This is a genomic window from Mucilaginibacter gossypii (assembly GCF_900100945.1).
Taxonomy (GTDB): domain Bacteria; phylum Bacteroidota; class Bacteroidia; order Sphingobacteriales; family Sphingobacteriaceae; genus Mucilaginibacter; species Mucilaginibacter gossypii.
In genome coordinates, this window is sequence record NZ_FNCG01000010.1 from 226352 (window position 1) to 244184 (window position 17833).

The window sequence follows — 17833 nt, forward strand, 5'->3', positions numbered from 1 at the left end:
GCAAAAGCTTATGCCATTTATCTGCCATTATGGAACAGAATGATTTTCAAAAGTATGTTGAAGACAGGTATCGTCATCAAATGGAGTATTACAAGACAACCTCGGCTAAAAACCATCGTCTCTACAGGAATTTTCAGTGGACTCTGATAATTCTGTCGTTATTGACTCCGGTATTTACGGCGTTAAAATTAGGAGGTAACGCCGCCCCTGGCAGTGGACTGGGCGTTGATTGGACTATCCTGACATTGATTATATCGAGTGCGGTTGCCATTCTCACTACCGCATTAAAAACCTTCAATTATCAGGAACTTTGGGTAACAGCACGTACCACTTACGAACAGCTCAAACCGGAGATCCATTATTACAATTTTAACCTGGGGCCTTACGCCAAGCCCGATCAAAATAAGGAAGGTTTATTTGTTACGCGGGTTGAAGCAATACTAAGTTCAGAGCACGATTTATGGCCACCGGCGAAAATGCAAACCGAAAAAAAATAGAATAGCTGCTTCATTGCTTCGCCGCTTACACTCTACTTCCTGGAAAATTCGCTCGAAAAATATGCTTACCGCGTGAGTATTGGCCCAGGGGTATTTATCGCATCCTGGATAGCGGCAATCGTGATCACCCTGTTCACTATCATTTTTCAGGCTATAAAAGCTGCGTTGACCAACCCAGAGAAAAGTTTGCGGAGTGAATGATTTATAGGATCCGCTGAAAACGCTTAAATCCGCAAACTGGGATCTGAGGCTTAATTGAACATTAGTAGGTGCGTTCCGTGGTGAGATACGTAACGCATTCTTAAACGTGTAAATCATGTTACAAAAGTGTTACAGTAACATTTCAGCGAAGGATCCTATTTCGCGTTTAGCGACAAAAAAAGGCCGTTTTTTGATATCAAAACGGCTTTTTTTCAGAAATGCACCCTAATGGACTCGAACCTGTAAAAAAATAATAAACAACTATTATTAACTTTTTAGGTGTTCCTAAAATCGCTTATCAAATTGAATAACGTTATTTAATGAATGTGCGGTGGATTAAATCATCTTTTATTTCCTTGTAAAGGAATCCTAGACATTGTAGGCAAGTCTTCTTTGAGTTGGTTCGAACCAACTAAGTCAAGGAGTACAATTTTAGGCAAGTTGCCAATAAAGTTGACAACTTTTTTTATTAAGCGTCTGTTGGATATATAAATCAATATCAATTAAAAAATCTATCATTACAACGGTGCTTTTAGATTAAGGAATAGAGTCGTATCAACAGATAAATGTAAATTTGGATGTAATTAAGCAAAGATTCGCTTGAACCCATATACCTTTAATATCAGCCTTTATGACCTCGCCTCAACCGGAACCATATTTATCGGGTTGAATTTTTCGCTGCTTTTATGGTTTGGCAAGGGGATCAACAGAGTGGCTAACCGTTTGCTCGCCGTGGCCATGATAACCATTGTTTTGTGGATGGTTTGGGCGTTGTGTGCCGATATCGGGTTGGCAACCTATTTTCCCCGCTGGAATTGGTTACCACTGCAGTTTTCATTGGCTTTTGGCCCCTTGATTTATTTTTATGTTTTAAAGATAGTACGGCCGGATCGGGTATTTGGGTGGAAGGATCTGCTGCATTCCGGCCCCGTACTGGCAGAACAATTTATATTGCTGTTAGAAATAAAGGAGAGCTTAAGGACCAGTGAGCCCATTGATGATACTTTAACGTTTCAGCAAATGAGCCCGGTACTACACCTGGCAGCATTTATTTCGGTGATAGTGTACCTGGTCCTCTCTTTCAGATTAATTGAAAACTATTACCGGGGCTTAAAATTCAACAGATGGGGCGACAGGTATAGGTTGAGCTTGCGCTGGTTACACCGGTGGTTGAATATTTTTGGTGTGCTGTGGTTATTGTGGATACCTTTTACAGCAATCAATTACTTTTATTACCACAATGCACGGGGTATATACGCCTGCTACCCTTTATACCTGCTGCTTACAGTTGCAATGATACGGATAACAGCTGTTGCTTTCTTAAAACCGGAAAAAGAGGTGCCGGCCCATGTGCCGGTATTGCCAAAGTCAGGTCCATCTGCTGCGCTCAGGAAAAAAGGAGTGTGGCTAAGGAAAGCCATGCTTGATGACCGGTTATATCATGATCCGGAACTAAGCCTGACCACACTGGCAGAAAAACTAAAGATACATCCCCATGAGCTGTCCCGGATTATAAACGGAACGTTCGGCAAAAACTTTAATGACTTTGTTAACGAATACCGTATCCAGGAAGTGACCCTGAAAATGCAGGACACCAATTACGACAGGTTAACGATGCTGGGCATTGCTTTCGATTCGGGTTTTAATTCAAAATCAACCTTTAATCGTACTTTTCGTGAAATCACGGGTAAAAGCCCGGCAGCATACAAAAATGACCTGAAAAAAGGTGGCCCAACTTATCATTTGAGCCCTTATTCCCGTTCGGCGGCAATAATTTCGTACCAGGAAGCCAAACCAAACTGGCCAACTGATAAAGTAAACCGGAATTATATGTTTAAGAATTATTTAAAAATAGGGTGGAGAAACCTGGTACGGCAAAGGCTTTACAGCTTCATTAATATTTCTGGCCTTGCTGTCGGGCTGGCCGTATGTATGCTCATCTCGCTTTATGTTGCCCATGAACATAGCTATGATCGGTTTCACAAAAATGCAGATCGCATATTCAGGCCTTTTGCCGAAACAAAAATAAACGGCAATACCATTAATATGGATCATATGAGTTATGCATCAGGCCCGATCATTAAACAAACGCAGCCTGTTGTGGAAGACTATATGCGTACGCTGCATTATTTTATGCCGTCGGTAGTTATTAACCCTTCAAAACCGGAGCTCAAATTCACTGAAAATAAACTGTTGTTTGCAGATCCTGGTTTTTTCAGTTTCTTTTCCTTTAAGCTATTGTCAGGGCAGGCATCGCAGGTTTTATCCTCACCTTTTTCGGTTGTGATATCACAGGCCATGGCTGCAAAATATTTCGGCAATGAAAACCCTGTAGGCAAACGCCTAACCATTAAAACGGATAGCGCCTATACTTACCAGGTAACCGGAGTGGCCGAAAATTGTCCGTCCAATTCTTCTATTGAGTATAATTTTGTTGCTTCCAACAGCGGTTTAATGAAAACCAGAATTTCTGACATGTTCATCGGTGCACCAGGAATAGGCGGGGGAGCTTTCGATGTTTATCTTCTTCTGAAACACCGTACGGATACAGCAGTGTTGAGGCGTGGCCTCCTGGCATTTGATGCGGGTAAAGAAAGGGATCCAAACATTAAATTCTCACTGTTCCCGTTCTTGGATCAACATTTGAAAAGGTCGCATGACAACTCTAATTTTAAATACCTTACCATATTCCCCCTGGTTGCTATATTGATCCTTTTGCTGGCCTTGTTCAATTATATGAGCCTGTCAACAGCGAGGGCTACGTTGCGGGCAAAAGAGATCGGTGTGCGTAAGGTTTCAGGTGCAAGCCGCAAAGGCATCGCCATGCAGTTTTATGTTGAATCAGCTGTTTTTTCTACTATATCATTTGGCATCGGCTGTTTGTTGTGTTTGTTGTGTTTGTTGTTCAAGCCGGTATTTTTTAATATTCTTCAACTGCAAATCGATTATACATTTCTGCTCAATCCGCTAACTTTATCTATTTTGTTTGGGTTGTTGGTGTTAACGATATTAATAGCCGGCAGTTATCCGTCATTAGTGTTGTCGGGCTTTAAGCCGGCCATTACTCTCAAGGGAAAAATGAGCAAACAATCGGGTGGTATCATCATCCGGAAGATATTTACCACCCTTCAGTTTTCGATATCTGTAGCACTGATTATTTGTGGTATTGTAATAGACCGGCAGCTTTATTTTTTCAGGCACACAGAAACTGGTGTCGACCGTGATAATGTTATCATGATACCGACTGGCAGCGGGCTTAAAAGTTATGCAGCATTTAAGCGGGATGTTATGTCATTGCCGGGCATAAGTAATGTAGCAACTTCCCGTTATGGAATGTTCGGGAGTTATGACATAATCGGTATAGGCGGTAATTCCAAAGAAGAAAGCATGATGCTGCGTGGTTTAAGAGTAGATAAAAACTTCATCTCTATTTTGGGATTGCAATGGAAATATCCCCCGATACAGGATAACCGCTTAGAAGCAGGATCGAAAGTGGTCATTAACGAATTGGCTATAGAGAAATTGCACTTACCCCTTAACCCTATAGGAACTATTATTGATTCGGGGCCCGAGAAACTTGAAGTAGCCGGAGTGGTGAAAAATTTCAATTTTGGCTCGTTAGAAGATGCAGTACAGCCGCTGGGACTTTTCATTACAGCCGATACGGCAAGGGACTGGACACTCGGCTCGGGCGGGCGCTACCTGTTTGCCAAAGTACAACCGCGTACCAACTTGCCTACGCTGATCGGTTCGATACAAAACATTTTCAAAAAATACGATAAGGATACCCTGTTCGATTACACTTTTATGGATGATGCTTTTAATGCCCAGTATAAAGCCGAAGATAAGCTGGCTGCAATTTTCAGTGTTTTTACCGTCATAACTATCATTTTAGCTGCGATGGGCTTGTTTGGACTGGCTGCATTTACCATAGAGCAACGCACCAAAGAAATTGGCATACGGAAAGTTTTGGGCGCGAGCATATCATCAATCAACAGCCTGCTCTCCATAGATTTTTTAAAGCTGATATTGTTGTCAATTTTGCTGTCGTCGCCGGTAGCGTGGTGGGCCATGCATAACTGGCTTCAAGGCTTTGCTAATCGCATTACAATACAATGGTGGATGTTTGGAGCTGCGGGGCTGCTGGCTATCATCGTGGCAGTGTTAACTGTAAGCTATCATGCAATAAGAGCAGCCGTTACCAACCCGGTGCAGAGCTTAAGAAGTGAGTGATCAGCTGAAACGCGTTAAATTAAACCTATTCCATGAATGTAACTCCTCTGGTTAAAAAAATAAAACCGATTTTCTACTCGTTCCTAATCCTTTTTTGTTTGATAGCTTGTAAACAAAGAGTCATAGTAAAACACAACGGCGAAAAAGACAGGATATCTTTTAAGCAGATATTTGGTATCAGTTATACCGAAGTGGCACGCAGGTTAGATAATGGCCTTTCGTTCAGCAAAGATGGTTACCAGTTGGAACCCGATTGGCAAATGGAATTTATTTCAAACGACTCTGTATGTATATATAGTCCTATAAAAAAAGAATACATCAATTTTCCTCTTACCTGTGGGTACGATTCAATCTTTAACACAGCAAGGACCTGGTTTAAGGCGAGGGAAATAACGCGAGACAGTTTATTGTTTCAGCTTATTGAAGCCCATGCAGATTCAATAGATACAAGGGGATCAAATGTATATATGACCTTTTACGCTGATAATTACATAAAAAATGTGATCCACAAAGATACTGCGACTGTAAAGGCACCCGGTAAACAGGATACTTTGTTTGTTAAATCCCTCGTGGATTCTGCAGAAAAAGATTATCATAAAGCATTTTCTGCACGTCAACCTCCAATTGTTGAGAGTAAAAGTAATCTGGTTAAAGTAACACGTCGGTACGCTCTTGGCGACATGTTAAACAACTTCGATACGTCCGATAATTATATGTATCCTACATACGATATTGCTATTAACCAGGCATATGCGAATTTTTATTATTCTTTTTCTGTTTTTGTTGACAACCGCGGAGATATTCATTATGATAAACCGTTGATTCCATTTACTGGAAAAGGATATGAAGAAAGTTATACCGCACTATCAAAAGCAGTAATGGAAAGGTATTTAAAAAAATATTTAAGAATCCGGCCCGGTTCTACATTAGGTATGATCCATCCAAGTAGTATCAGTATCCATGTTGAAGGAAAAAAAATCGTGCGAAGACGACTAGTTAAATAACATTTTTATTTCGTTAAGTGTCGGATTGAATTAATGGGTACCCGATTTGAGCTTTTTTAATTTCAAATAATAAATTTCTTTTGATAAAATGTGAATTGAGTCAATCCAGTTGGGTGTCCCTTGTTTGAACATTAATGCAGAGCCGGAACCGACGGGGAAAGATTTCTCCGCCCGTTTTTTATGATTATTTTCTCGACCCTTCATTTTGCCTGTTTAGGCTATTTATTTTTCCATATCAAACCTGCCATAAAATATTATTGGCGCAAGCTAACACAATTCGCTTTTTTACCTGATACTAACTTAGTTGGTGTCCGGTATGCATAATAGAATTCCTGTTTAGCTTATTTTTTAAACAGGAATTTTCGATGCGTAACTCCCCAGGCCGAAATAGCGGTAATTACCCCATTTAAAGTCTTACCATGTTCCGTTAAATCGTATTCCACGGTTATCAGTTTCGTGGGCATCACCGTACGGGCTACTATTTGATTTTGCTCCAATTCCTGCAATTCTTTCAAAAAGGGGCCGGAAAAATCAATATCTGCTCGAAGAAGGCGAGGTAAGTGATTTCGTCGCATTAGTCGTTAAGGGCAGTTTCTGTTTATTCCCCCATCGAAGATGACAAGGAGGAACATGTGATGCGGCTCGCCATTGAGAACTGGTGGGTCTCGGACTTCAGCAGCTTAATGTCCGGCCAGACCTCCAAGTGTTTTATAGAAGCATTGGAGGACAGTGAAATCATCCGCTTTTCAAAAGATAAATGGGATGAACTGCTCGCCGCTTCGCCAAGCTTCAGGCGGATCATCGAAGCGCTGACCACCAAAAATTTTGAGGCTGATCAGAACCGGATCTTCATCAACATCAGTGATCCGGCGGAGATACGTTATGCAACGTTCGTGCAGCACCATTCAACACGATACAACCGTATCTCCTTATACATGATGGCGTCTTTTCTGGGTCTTACCCGGGCATACCTCAGCCGTGTAAGGAGGCAGATTGTTAAGAGAGGCCATGCGGCTTCTTCGGCATGACCAGACAACGCACCTGACGATAGATACCATGGTTTCGGCTAAACCAAACATGGATTTGGATAAATCTTTCCCACTGTAACGGCGGTTCTTTGTATTAACAAAAAGAACCAATATGAAAGTATTCGTTACCGGAGCATCAGGCTTCGTAGGTACTGCCGTTGTGCAGGAATTATTAAAAGGCGGTCACCAGGTACTGGGGCTGGCGCGTTCGGAAGCATCAGCAGCCAAATTAAAAGCAGCCGGGGCCGAAGTGTTTTACGGCGATCTGGAAGATCTGGATAGCCTGCGTAAAGGCACCGCCGAAAGCGATGGGGTGATCCATTGCGGCTTTATCCACGACTTTACACGCTTTGCCGAAGTTTGCGCGGTGGATGAGCGGGCCATAGAAACCATAGCCAGTGTACTGGCCGGTTCAGACCGTCCACTGATCGTTACTTCAGGGACCGCCCTGGTAAATCCCGGTAGTCTGGCTGTCGAAGATATGCCATCACCATTCAACCCTGCCTGGCCGCGCGCCTCGGAGCGGGCAGCAGAAACTGCCGCAGCCGCCGGCGTCCGTGCCGCCATTGTGCGTTTGCCGCCTTCAGTGCATGGCGATGGGGACAAACACGGCTTTATCCCTATCCTGGTGAATCTGGCACGAGAAAAAGGGTTCTCTGCCTACATTGGCGAAGGACAGAACCGCTGGAACGCGGGACACCGGCTGGACGCTACGTTATTGTACCGTTTAGCATTGGAGCAGGCAACGCCCGGAGCGCGTTTCCATGCGAATACAGAAGAAGGCATAACCGTTAAAAGCATCGCCGAGGCCATTGGCGCTCAATTGAACCTACCGGTCAGATCGATTACCAGCGAAGAAGCAGCCGGGCATTTCGGCTGGTTTGCCCACATGGCGGCGATCGATTGCCCGACTTCGAGCACGTGGACCCAAGAACACTTAAACTGGCAGCCAACACATCCTTTCCTGTTAACCGATATAGAAAACGGCATTTACACCCAATAAGATGAAGTTAGTTGTAACCGGTTCTTTAGGGAACATTAGCCAACCGCTGACAGAAATATTGGTAACTCTGGAACACGAGGTTACTGTAATCAGCAGTGATGTAAAAAAACAAACAGCCATTGAAGCGCTGGGCGCTTCGGCTGCCATAGGCTCTATTGCCGATGTTGATTTCCTTACAGCAGCCTTTCAGGGGGCAGATGCGGTTTACGCCATGATTCCGCTCAGTTTTACGGAGCCGGACCTGGGCAAGTACCTGCGCCGGATAGCTAAAAACTACGTGCAAGCTTTAAACACAACGAAGGTCAAGCGCGTAGTCGTGATGAGCGGTTGGGTCGCCGACCTGATCAAAAGCGAAAACCTCGAGAACGAGTTTAACAGCCTGGAAGCTTCCGTGACTTTTATGCGCCCCGGATCATTTTATACGAACTTTTATCAGCATGTCGACATGATCAAAGGCAGGGGCCTGATGGGCAAACTACTCACACTGCGTTACTCCGGCTTTTGGGCATTGCTGACGGGGAAGACCGGCCTGTTGATGGGCAATTGTGGCGGTGACGACCGCATTATTTTCGTATCGCCCAAAGATATTGCCGTGGCAGTCGCGGAAGAGCTGGTGCTGATGACTGAGCAAAGCACCATTCGCTATGTAGGCAGTGAGGAGCTGACCTGCAACGAAGCGGCCAGGATCATCGGCACGGCGGTAGGCAAGCCCTGGCTGAAATGGGTGTTGCTGAGCGATAAAGCCATGCTGCAGGGATTGAAAATGGCTAAAGTACCCGAAAAACTCGCGGAAACTTTGGTAGAAATGCAGGCCGCTATGCACAGCGGTAAACCGCTGGAAAACTTTCATCGTAATCACCCGAAAATGGGCAACGTTAAGCTCACAAATTTTGCCCAGGAGTTTGCCCGGGTATACCATCAAAATTAAGTACCTTGTGTGATGAGCAATTCAACGCCTTTCCGTTTCAGCACCATCAGCGACTATCATCGTGCCGTGGGCTTGCCCAAACCAGCTCATCCGCTGATCAGTGTGGTCCGCATGGAAAATATTAACCTGCCGATCGCCGAGGTGCCATTTAGCCTGGTGGGGGACTTTTACTGGATCTCGATGAAGAAAATGCAGCATGTCAAGTTCCGCTATGGCCAGCAAAACAGCGACTTTGACGAGGGTGTGCTCTTCTTTATGTCGCCCGGTCAGTTGTTTGGCGTGGAAAGTGTGGAGCATACAACAAAAAAGCCTGAAGGCTGGATGGTCCTGATCCACCCGGACTTTCTGTGGAACACGGCGCTGGCCAAAAACATCAAACAGTATGAGTTCTTTAGCTATTCGGTGAACGAGGCGCTGTACCTGTCCGAAAAGGAAGAGACAATGCTCACCGCGATCGCGGGCCAGATAGAACAGGAATATAACACCGCTATCGACCGTTTCAGCCAAAGCGTCATCATTGCGCAACTGGAGTTATTGCTCACCTATTCGGAACGTTTTTACCAGCGTCAATTTATTACCCGTAAAAAATCCAGTCATGAACTATTGACTAGGCTGGAAGATCATCTGGACAGTTATTTTAACAGCGGAACCTTAGCGAAGCAGGGTCTGCCGAGCGTAACCCACATCGCCGAAATACTGAATATTTCCCCGGGGTATCTTAGCAGCCTGCTCAAAACACTGACCGGGCAAACCATGCAGCAGCACCTGCATCATAAGCTGATAGAGCTGGCCAAGGAAAAATTGTCCACGACCAACCTTACGGTCAGCGAGATCGCTTATGAACTCGGGTTCGAACACCTGCAGTCGTTCAGTAAACTGTTTAAGACCAAAACCAGCCTCTCGCCACTGGAATTCCGGCAATCTTTTAACTGATCGTTCTGTTAATTGTGGTTGATCCAATCCAACAAAACCGCCTCATGCAGGAAACCTGTTCTGAGCGATGCTTTCTTGTATGCCATTAAAAGAGTTGGTCGATGACCATTAAAGTACTGTTGTGATTTGATAAGGATCGCCTTGTTATGAAAAACTATGCTATCATTTCACTACCGGATCCCAGGTCCCCTGCTGTTCCGGCAGTGCGATCTGATTTCCCCAGTCATACATGGCTTTCAACACCGGAATAAGCGTTTTGCCCAGTTCACTGAGCTCATATTCTACCCGTGGCGGCTTTTCCATATAAGTATGACGGATGATCAGTCCATCCTCTTCCAGCTCCTTCAATTGCTGACTGAGTATTTTGCGTGAAATATCAGCCATTTGCACACAAAGCTTGCCAAACCGAACCTTTCCTCCGTTCAGCAAGCGCACCAGTATGATGGGTTTCCATTTGTTTCCGATATAACCCACCGTTCTTACAACAGCGCAGTTTTCGGGATTTTGCAGCATCTTTCTCATTTGTTAGTTACCAATAGGTTACTGCTATTTTGCTTTAGTTACCAGCTTGTAACCACTAATAGCAGTGTATCATCAAATATAGTTCATCTGCTTTAGTTTCTTTGTGAAACAAAAGTAAATAACATAGAAAAATGGAAATACAGCAGCAACTGATCAGGGATCTTGAAGGAAAAATAGCACTGGTAACAGGCGGCACCAAAGGCATAGGTAAAGCGGTAACCGCGAGATTATCACAGGCCGGCGCAACGGTCATCGTTACGGCACGAAACAAGCCGGATGAGCATAATAAGCCATATCACTTTATTGCCGCCGATCTGGCAAAGCGTGAGGATGTAGAAAAAGTCGCGGCAGAGATTAGCGAAAGGTATGGCGGGGTTGATATTCTGATCAATAATATGGGAGCGAACACCTTTCCCGGTGGCGGTTTCAGTACGCTTGCTGATGAGCATTGGTACCAGGCGCTGGAGATCAACCTGCTATCATCGGTACGTTTAGACCGGGCCTTATTGCCAAAAATGTTGGAAAGGAAAAGCGGCGTAATCATCCACATCTCTTCCACCAGCGGCCAGTACCCGATTTGGGAATCAACCATGGCTTATAGTGCGGCCAAAGCGGCGCTGACCTCTTACAGTAAATCACTCGCTGATGAAGCAGGCCCGTATGGCGTCCGTGTACTTACTGTTTCCCCCGGACTTAATAAAACGGAAGCAATGTCTGATTTTCTGGGTCAGCTGGCAGCCAAAGAAGGCATCACGTTTGATGAGATGACACAAAAGCTCTTTGACCGCGTTGGCGGGGTACCGCTGGGCAGGATGGCAGAACCGGAAGAAACGGCTGAACTTATCTACTTCCTGGCATCGCCAAAAGCATCTTATATCAGCGGAGCGAATTACTTCATTGACGGCGGTAATTTTCCGGTGGTAAAATAGCGGCTTATTGGGCGAAAAGTCAAACTACAGGCACCTGTGAGGTTGTAGATGCAAAAGATAAGATAACCTCTATTCTCCGGAAATCGCATCAGATATAGAACGGATAATGAAGAAAGTTCGATCATTATTGATCCAGTTCCATGTTCGCAGAGTTTATTTATTGAAAAGATTATTACCTGTTTTTGAAACCAGGAACCGAATCCATGTTCCATTCAAGCTACCATGACTTCTATGGATGCTTTTATTTATAGGAGTCTGACAAGCGAATGGAATATGGTTTTAGGTTGATCAATAAAAAACCGTTAAAATTATAGTGCAAACCAGCATTGAGAATAAAATTATTTTTGGAGATGATTAAATTACGTTTTCCGGTTACTTTCCTATTCGTCGCTCATAATTTACTATCATTCGCTCAAAAGTTACCGATTGATCGCAATTCATTAAGGGCATTTACCTCGAATACGCGTAGTGAGACCGGACTATCGGGCAAAGACTATTGGCAATGGCGGTTTTTTCGGGCGTGCTTTTATATTGGGCAACGGCAGGGATCAATGAAAATATTTTACCAAACAGGTAACGTAAAATAGCATTGGTGTCCTCGCCGCCAAGATTGGTCCCGCGGGGTTATTCCCGGCTCCAGCGCATTGACACATTGCCTCGGGTTTTCTCGTGCCAAAGCCATCGCCGCTATCGGGAAGATGAGTTGCCAACGTCTCCGTCAATGCAAAAGGGCCGAGATGATTGGTCGCATAAGTTAAATCCCATCCCTGGGCGCTTTTACGCGCCTTCCGCGACATGATGCCAGCGTTATTGAGCAAGCACATAGCTGGGCACATCATTGTGCAGGTAAGCCTGGGCATAAGGCTACAAGGCAATATCGGCATACCAGTTCGCCGTACTTCTGACGAAATATTCCTTCCTTACTTTCACGGCAAGTTTTCACTCGACTTATAACAATTTATTAATCCGACTATCATGCTGACGTCAGATTAATAAATTAATTTAATTATTTGAACGCTGTTCAATAATTTTGACATGTTTAAAAAATATTAACCGGATAATCATGAAAAAAAAAGTATTGATCACAGGAGCGAGCGGCGGCATAGGGCTGGAAATAGCCAGACGCCTGGCTTCTCAAAATTACCAAGTATCACTGGTAGCCCGTAGCGAGGAAAAGTTAAATAAGGCAATAAAAGATCTGGATGGTACTGGCCATACCATTTTGGTTGCGGACCTAACGGATAAAGACAACCTGCAAAAAGTAGCGGAGCATTTGAAAACCGGGGAATACGATGTTCTGATCAACAATGCAGGTGCTGGTATTTACGGAAAGTTTATTGACATCCCATTGGACGAGCAACTGGCAACCATGCAGCTCAATATGAATGCCCTGGTAACCTTATCTTATGCGTTTTTGCAAAATGCCAGGCAGGGTGATGCTTTGGTAAATATTGGTTCCCTGCTTGCGCATTCTTCCCTTCCGGGCGGATCAGTTTATGCAGCTACCAAAGGTTTTGTCGCCAATTTCTCGGAATCACTATGGTATGAGTTCAAGAAAAAAGGAATTTTTGTGATGGGTTTTAATCCCGGTGCTGCAGCCTCAGACTTTCATTCACATGCAGGTGGGCATACCAGTGATTTTCCAAAATTTGTAATGTCTTCTGTTGAGGATGTCGCCGAAGAACTGGTAAGGGCCCTGGAAAACAGGCGGAAGCCGAGAGTTGTACAGGGTTGGAAGAATAGGTTCATGCTATTTGGATTCAAATTATTGAGCCGAAAATCCGCTATAAATATTATGGGACAAATTAGCCCCGGCATGAAAAACTAAACGCCGAATCGTGGTGCGAAATTTCGCCACCTGGCCGGCGCTATTATATTTGTATATTATTATTAATAAAAATGGGCATAGCAGAACGAAAATTGGAAGAGAAACAGGAAATGCATAAACGCATTTTAAACGGAGCACGTAAAGTATTCCTTGAAAAAGGCTATGAACAAGCCAGCATGCGTAGTATTGCCAACGAGATCAACTACAGCCCAGGCTCTATTTATTTTTACTTTAAAGATAAAAGTGAGATTTTCCAGGAACTGCATAAGGAAGGGTTCGCGTTACTGCTCAACCAGTTCAAAGTTTTAGACAAAGTAGGCGACCCTTTTGAGCGTCTAAAAGCGATGGGCCGCATCTTTATCCAATTTGCACAGGAAAACAAGGATTATTATAACCTGATGTTTATTGTTGAAGAACCGACAAAAATGCCGGAAGATGGTGGTTTTAAGATAGCGCAGGAAGCGATTGATCGCCTGGCTTCTGTGGTTAAAGCTTGCCAGCAGCAAGGGAGGTTTAAAGATATGGATACCGAAGATCTCACCTTTATGATCCTTTCGGCAATGCATGGCATTTGCGCACTGTTTTGTAAAGACCGTACCACAAGCTTTGTAAACAAGACGAATGAAGAACTGATGCATAACGGCTACGAGTGCTTTGTTGCACTGCTTGAAAAAAGCTAGCTTTTTTTTGACTATGTATTGAACACTGTTTAAATTTAAAACGATGTATAAAAATGAAAACTAACAACAAAAGAAAATACGGCTTTGTACTGGTAGCGGCAGCCTTATTGGCAGCCCCGCCAGTAAAAGCCCAAAGTCGGCTGGATGACTATATCCGGGACGGATTGGCATCCAACCAGAGCATCAGGCAACAAAACTTTGTGCTCGAAAAAAATGTATATGCCCTCAAGGAAGCCAAAAGCATGTTCGGGCCGGATGTTACCTTTTCGACCACCTATACCAAAGCTGATGGCGGGCGTACCATAGACTTTCCGACAGGCGACCTGTTTAACGGGGTTTATTCCACGCTGAACAAACTGACAAACAGCAACGCCTTTCCGCAGTTACAAAACCAGCACATATTGCTCAACCCGGATAATTTTTACGATGCCAAGTTCCGTACAACCCTCCCTATTTTGAATGCGGAGTTGATTTATAATAAACGTATCAAGGCGCAGCAGGTAGATCTGCAAAAAACCGAAGTACAGCTTTATAAACGCGAACTGGTGAAAGAGATCAAAACGGCCTATTACAATTACTCAAAAGCTGTTTATGCTACCGGGATCTATGAATCGTCGCTCCGCCTGGTTGAAGAAGGCCAACGGATCAACACCAAGCTGTTTGATAACAGCAAGGTAAACCGGACGGTTGTACTCAGAAGCCAGAACGAGGTATCCAGGATCAACGCAGCGCTCACCGGGGCAAAGAAAACCGCGGAATCAGCCCGCTATTATTTTAACTTCCTGATTAATCGCCCGCTTACGGATAGCATCCTTTTAGATGATATTACCACGCTACCCGCCAGGGAGCAATTGTTAGGGAATAATATTAGCGGCAGGGAAGAATTAGCCAAGCTCCGGATAGCTAAGGATATTAACGGCAATCTGACCGGGCTAGCCAAATCATATATTATCCCCAAATCAGGCACCTTTATCGACCTGGGCTCGCAGGCTTTTGACTGGAAGTTCAACAGCCAAAGCCGGTATTATTTATTCGGCGTTTCTCTCGAATGGAACCTGTTCTCCTCCGGGAAAAACAGTTACCGGGTAAAACAAACCATTGCCGATGGCCAGGCCTTAGCATCACAAACCGATTATGTACAGCAGCAACTCCTTACCGAGTTAAAAGTACGCCAGACCACCATGCAAAGCGCCATTGCGCAATACGAGGCCGCACAATCCCAGTTGAAAACCAGCCAAACCTATTACAATGATATGGTCAAGCTATACAAACAGGGAATGGCCATTTACATTGAACTGCTGGATGCCCAAAACCAGTGGATAGATGCGCAGCTTAACGCCAACATCGCCCTTTACGACACCTGGATAGCCTATACGGCCATCGAACGTGCCAATGGCAGTTTTACCATTCAACAATAAAAACATACAACGATGAAAAAAAATCAATTATTCAGCATTTTAATAATTGCCGCTGTGCTTGCCTCCTGCAAACAAAAACACCAGGAACAAAATGCATTGGGCGAACCGGATATCATCCCGGTTAAAACAGCTTCGGTTTCCGTATTAGGGGTTCCTGATCACATCAGCGCTACCGGGCTGGTAAGTACCGAAGATGAAGCCAAATATGCTTTTAAAATAGGCGGCGTGATCAACAGAATCTTCGTGCAGGAAGGCCAGTTCTTTAAAAAGGGCCAATTGCTGGCTACGCTCAATTCAACCGAAATATCGGCCGGGCTGGCCCAATCCAGTCTTGGTGTGGAAAAGGCACAACGTGACTATAGTCGTGCCGTTAATCTTTATAAAGACAGTGTTTATACCCTGGAGCAATTGCAGAACACTAAAACTGCACTTGACGTTGCGCAAAAAGCCCGGGAAGCGGTAGCCTTTAATGACCGCTATTCCAAAATATACGCAGCATCCGATGGTTTTGTGAGCAAGAAGACAGCCAACGATGGCGAAGTGATCGGCGAAGGAATGCCGGTGCTGCTCATCAATTCTACCGAACAGCACAACAGTTATTCATTAAAGGTTGGGGTGACCGACCGTGAATGGGCCATCATCAAACCCGGACAAACAGCCAAAGTAACGCTGGATGGATACGCAGGCCGGCAATTTGACGCCGTGGTGTTTCGCAAGTCGCAGGCTGCGGATCGCGAACTTGGCTCGTTCCAGGTAGAATTGAAGCTGACATTAAATGGTATAAAGCCTGCTGTCGGCATGTTCGGCAAAGCTGAAATAGATACCCACCAGGATGAAAGTGTGATGGTGATCCCCTACAGTTCATTGGTAGAAGCCGACGGCGATAAAGGCTTCGTGTTTACCACCATCGGCACCAACAGGGTAAAACGGGTACCGGTTAGCATCCTGAAGTTTGATAACGACAATGTATACCTGAAGGATAAACTGGAAGGCATAAGTCAGATCGTGGTTTCAAACAGCGCCTACCTTAACGAACAGTCCATTATTAAAATCATCAAGTAAAGACTACCGTTATGAAAATTACCAATTTCGCAGTTAAGAACTACCAGTTCACACTGATCATATTTTTGCTGGTTGCTGTAGTCGGCGTATTAACGCTGTTTACCATGCCCCGTTCGGAAGATCCGACCACCCATCCTCCGCAATACATCATTACGGTCATTTATCCCGGTACCAGTCCGAAGGATATGGAAGAACAGGTGGTAAAACCTATCGAGAACAAGATTTACGGATTGGAAAACATCGAAAAGATATTGACCACAGTTGAAGACGGCGTAGCGGTTATCCAGCCAAAGTTTAAATATGGTGTAGATGTAGATAACAAATACCAGGAAATTTCTACAGAGATCAATGCTTTAAAAAACAGCGAGTTGCCCAAGGATATTTACCTGATCAAAACAGAAAAGGTTTCCTCTTCGGATGTAAAGATCTTGCAGGTTGCCCTGGTATCAGACAATGCTTCCGGTAAATTACTACGGGACAAAGCTGACATCCTGAAAACACGTTTGGAAAAGATTACCAACCTGAAGGATGTCAAATATTTCGGCATGCCGGAGCAGGAGATTCGTATCGACATGCAGCTGGATAAACTGGCCCAGTTAAAAATACCGCTCAATGTAGTGATAGGCAGTTTACAAAGCGAAGCCGCCGATATTCCGGGAGGCAGCATTAACCTGGACAGCAAGATATTCAACGTAAAAACCAGCGGTAAGTTCAAAACCGTTGATGACGTTGCCAATACCGTCATCTATAATGCCAATGGCAAGATCATTTACCTGAAGGATGTAGCCGATGTGAGCTACAAAGATGCCATTGCCGATCACATCACCCGATTGAACGGGCACCGCTGTGTATTGGTTACTGCCGGGATGAAAGATAACGTGAATATAGCCAGCGTGCAGAAAGAGTTTTTACCGGTACTGGATGAATTTAGCAAAAGCCTGCCCGAGAACATCCGGCTTGTTAAAAATTTCGACCAGGCTAATATGGTTTCTGAACGCTTGGGCCACTTGGGCTTTGATTTTGGATTAGCTATTGTTTTAGTGATCATTACCTTACTGCCTTTGGGGTTCAGGGCATCGCTTATCGTGATGATCTCTATACCGCTTTCTTTGGCGCTGGGGCTCATTGCCATGAATTTATTGGGATATTCCCTAAATCAGCTCAGTATCGTAGGGCTTGTGGTAGCATTGGGACTGCTGGTGGACGATAGTATCGTGGTGGTTGAGAATATTGAGCGCTGGCTCCGCGAGGGGCATTCCCGGATGGATGCTATCCTGAAAGGCACGCAACAGATAGGGATAGCGGTTGTAGGCTGTACGGCTACCTTGGTTATCGCTTTTTTGCCGCTTGCCTTTTTGCCCGATATGGCTGGTGAATTTATTCGGAGCCTGCCTATGGCTGTCATGACCAGCGTTTTGGCATCTATGATAGTGGCCTTAACGCTTGTTCCCTTCCTGGGCAGCAGGATGCTCAAAACCCATACACATGGCGAGGGTAACTTCTTTTTAAAACACCTGCAACGTTTCCTGACCTGGTCTTATGCCCGCGTGATGCCGCTTGCCTTAAA

At 44.6% G+C, this 17833-nt stretch carries 16 protein-coding genes; 14 read left to right on the forward strand and 2 right to left on the reverse strand.

The features are described 5' to 3' along the window. Positions 1 to 29 precede the first annotated feature (29 nt). The 3 genes from BLS28_RS18690 to BLS28_RS18700 all read left to right on the forward strand — a co-directional run bounded on the left by BLS28_RS18690 (position 30) and on the right by BLS28_RS18700 (position 5935). The gene (locus tag BLS28_RS18690) at positions 30 to 497 is read left to right on the forward strand and encodes a DUF4231 domain-containing protein (RefSeq protein WP_091170908.1); all 468 of its coding nucleotides are present in this window, start codon (positions 30 to 32) and stop codon (positions 495 to 497) included. 801 nt (positions 498 to 1298) lie between these two features. Then, positions 1299 to 4931: an ABC transporter permease gene (locus tag BLS28_RS18695; protein ID WP_091170912.1), complete on the forward strand. Its 3633-nt coding sequence runs from the start codon at positions 1299 to 1301 to the stop codon at positions 4929 to 4931. Between the two features lie 191 nt (positions 4932 to 5122). Further along, a complete protein-coding gene (locus BLS28_RS18700; RefSeq protein ID WP_143020817.1) occupies positions 5123 to 5935 on the forward strand; it encodes a hypothetical protein in 813 nt (270 codons plus the stop codon). A 341-nt stretch (positions 5936 to 6276) separates the two neighbouring features. On the opposite strand, the gene BLS28_RS18705 is transcribed toward BLS28_RS18700, so the two are convergent. Then, positions 6277 to 6450 carry a winged helix-turn-helix transcriptional regulator gene (locus BLS28_RS18705; protein ID WP_176844509.1) on the reverse strand — a complete coding sequence of 58 codons (174 nt, stop codon included), beginning with the start codon at positions 6448 to 6450 and terminating at the stop codon, positions 6277 to 6279. A gap of 120 nt (positions 6451 to 6570) precedes the next feature. Here BLS28_RS18705 and BLS28_RS18710 point away from each other — a divergent pair, with 120 nt between their 5' ends. The 4 genes from BLS28_RS18710 to BLS28_RS18725 all read left to right on the forward strand — a co-directional run bounded on the left by BLS28_RS18710 (position 6571) and on the right by BLS28_RS18725 (position 9827). Further along, positions 6571 to 6963 (forward strand): Crp/Fnr family transcriptional regulator, encoded by a 393-nt coding sequence (locus BLS28_RS18710; protein WP_091170922.1) that lies wholly within the window; start codon positions 6571 to 6573, stop codon positions 6961 to 6963. A gap of 112 nt (positions 6964 to 7075) precedes the next feature. Further along, positions 7076 to 7966 carry an SDR family oxidoreductase gene (locus tag BLS28_RS18715; RefSeq protein ID WP_091170926.1) on the forward strand — a complete coding sequence of 297 codons (891 nt, stop codon included), beginning with the start codon at positions 7076 to 7078 and terminating at the stop codon, positions 7964 to 7966. Between the two features lies 1 nt (position 7967). Beyond that, the gene (locus tag BLS28_RS18720) at positions 7968 to 8894 is read left to right on the forward strand and encodes an NAD(P)H-binding protein (RefSeq protein WP_091170930.1); all 927 of its coding nucleotides are present in this window, start codon (positions 7968 to 7970) and stop codon (positions 8892 to 8894) included. 12 nt (positions 8895 to 8906) lie between these two features. Next, a complete protein-coding gene (locus BLS28_RS18725; RefSeq protein WP_091170933.1) occupies positions 8907 to 9827 on the forward strand; it encodes a helix-turn-helix domain-containing protein in 921 nt (306 codons plus the stop codon). Positions 9828 to 9989: 162 nt separating this feature from the next. Here BLS28_RS18725 and BLS28_RS18730 read toward each other — a convergent pair whose 3' ends face one another. Then, a complete protein-coding gene (locus BLS28_RS18730; protein WP_091170936.1) occupies positions 9990 to 10349 on the reverse strand; it encodes a winged helix-turn-helix transcriptional regulator in 360 nt (119 codons plus the stop codon). A 131-nt stretch (positions 10350 to 10480) separates the two neighbouring features. Between BLS28_RS18730 and BLS28_RS18735 the strand changes: the two genes are divergently transcribed. The 7 genes from BLS28_RS18735 to BLS28_RS18765 form a co-directional block, all read left to right on the forward strand. Continuing rightward, on the forward strand, positions 10481 to 11278 hold the full coding sequence (locus tag BLS28_RS18735; RefSeq protein WP_091170939.1) for an SDR family oxidoreductase: 798 nt from the start codon (positions 10481 to 10483) through the stop codon (positions 11276 to 11278). Positions 11279 to 12073: 795 nt separating this feature from the next. Continuing rightward, positions 12074 to 12232, forward strand: coding sequence for a hypothetical protein (locus BLS28_RS30945; protein WP_176844510.1), 159 nt, complete (start codon positions 12074 to 12076; stop codon positions 12230 to 12232). 109 nt (positions 12233 to 12341) lie between these two features. Continuing rightward, entirely contained in the window at positions 12342 to 13106 is a 765-nt protein-coding gene (locus BLS28_RS18745) for an SDR family NAD(P)-dependent oxidoreductase (protein ID WP_091170945.1), read from the forward strand. Positions 13107 to 13177: 71 nt separating this feature from the next. Next, a complete protein-coding gene (locus BLS28_RS18750; protein WP_091170948.1) occupies positions 13178 to 13786 on the forward strand; it encodes a TetR/AcrR family transcriptional regulator in 609 nt (202 codons plus the stop codon). Between the two features lie 53 nt (positions 13787 to 13839). Next, the gene (locus tag BLS28_RS18755) at positions 13840 to 15204 is read left to right on the forward strand and encodes a TolC family protein (RefSeq protein WP_091164895.1); all 1365 of its coding nucleotides are present in this window, start codon (positions 13840 to 13842) and stop codon (positions 15202 to 15204) included. 12 nt (positions 15205 to 15216) lie between these two features. Then, positions 15217 to 16266 carry an efflux RND transporter periplasmic adaptor subunit gene (locus BLS28_RS18760; RefSeq protein WP_091164890.1) on the forward strand — a complete coding sequence of 350 codons (1050 nt, stop codon included), beginning with the start codon at positions 15217 to 15219 and terminating at the stop codon, positions 16264 to 16266. Between the two features lie 11 nt (positions 16267 to 16277). Then, a partial coding sequence (locus BLS28_RS18765; protein WP_143020818.1) for an efflux RND transporter permease subunit occupies positions 16278 to 17833 on the forward strand: 1556 nt, incomplete at its 3' end.

Bases quoted from the DNA above. Each gene is read 5' to 3' on its own strand.
- BLS28_RS18690 (WP_091170908.1), top strand. From the start codon at position 30: ATGGAACAGAATGATTTTCAAAAGTATGTTGAAGACAGGTATCGTCAT.
- BLS28_RS18710 (WP_091170922.1), top strand. From the start codon at position 6,571: ATGCGGCTCGCCATTGAGAACTGGTGGGTCTCGGACTTCAGCAGCTTA.
- BLS28_RS18715 (WP_091170926.1), top strand. From the start codon at position 7,076: ATGAAAGTATTCGTTACCGGAGCATCAGGCTTCGTAGGTACTGCCGTT.
- BLS28_RS18720 (WP_091170930.1), top strand. From the start codon at position 7,968: ATGAAGTTAGTTGTAACCGGTTCTTTAGGGAACATTAGCCAACCGCTG.
- BLS28_RS18725 (WP_091170933.1), top strand. From the start codon at position 8,907: ATGAGCAATTCAACGCCTTTCCGTTTCAGCACCATCAGCGACTATCAT.
- BLS28_RS18730 (WP_091170936.1), bottom strand. From the start codon at position 10,349: ATGAGAAAGATGCTGCAAAATCCCGAAAACTGCGCTGTTGTAAGAACG.
- BLS28_RS18735 (WP_091170939.1), top strand. From the start codon at position 10,481: ATGGAAATACAGCAGCAACTGATCAGGGATCTTGAAGGAAAAATAGCA.
- BLS28_RS30945 (WP_176844510.1), top strand. From the start codon at position 12,074: ATGATGCCAGCGTTATTGAGCAAGCACATAGCTGGGCACATCATTGTG.
- BLS28_RS18745 (WP_091170945.1), top strand. From the start codon at position 12,342: ATGAAAAAAAAAGTATTGATCACAGGAGCGAGCGGCGGCATAGGGCTG.
- BLS28_RS18750 (WP_091170948.1), top strand. From the start codon at position 13,178: ATGGGCATAGCAGAACGAAAATTGGAAGAGAAACAGGAAATGCATAAA.
- BLS28_RS18755 (WP_091164895.1), top strand. From the start codon at position 13,840: ATGAAAACTAACAACAAAAGAAAATACGGCTTTGTACTGGTAGCGGCA.
- BLS28_RS18760 (WP_091164890.1), top strand. From the start codon at position 15,217: ATGAAAAAAAATCAATTATTCAGCATTTTAATAATTGCCGCTGTGCTT.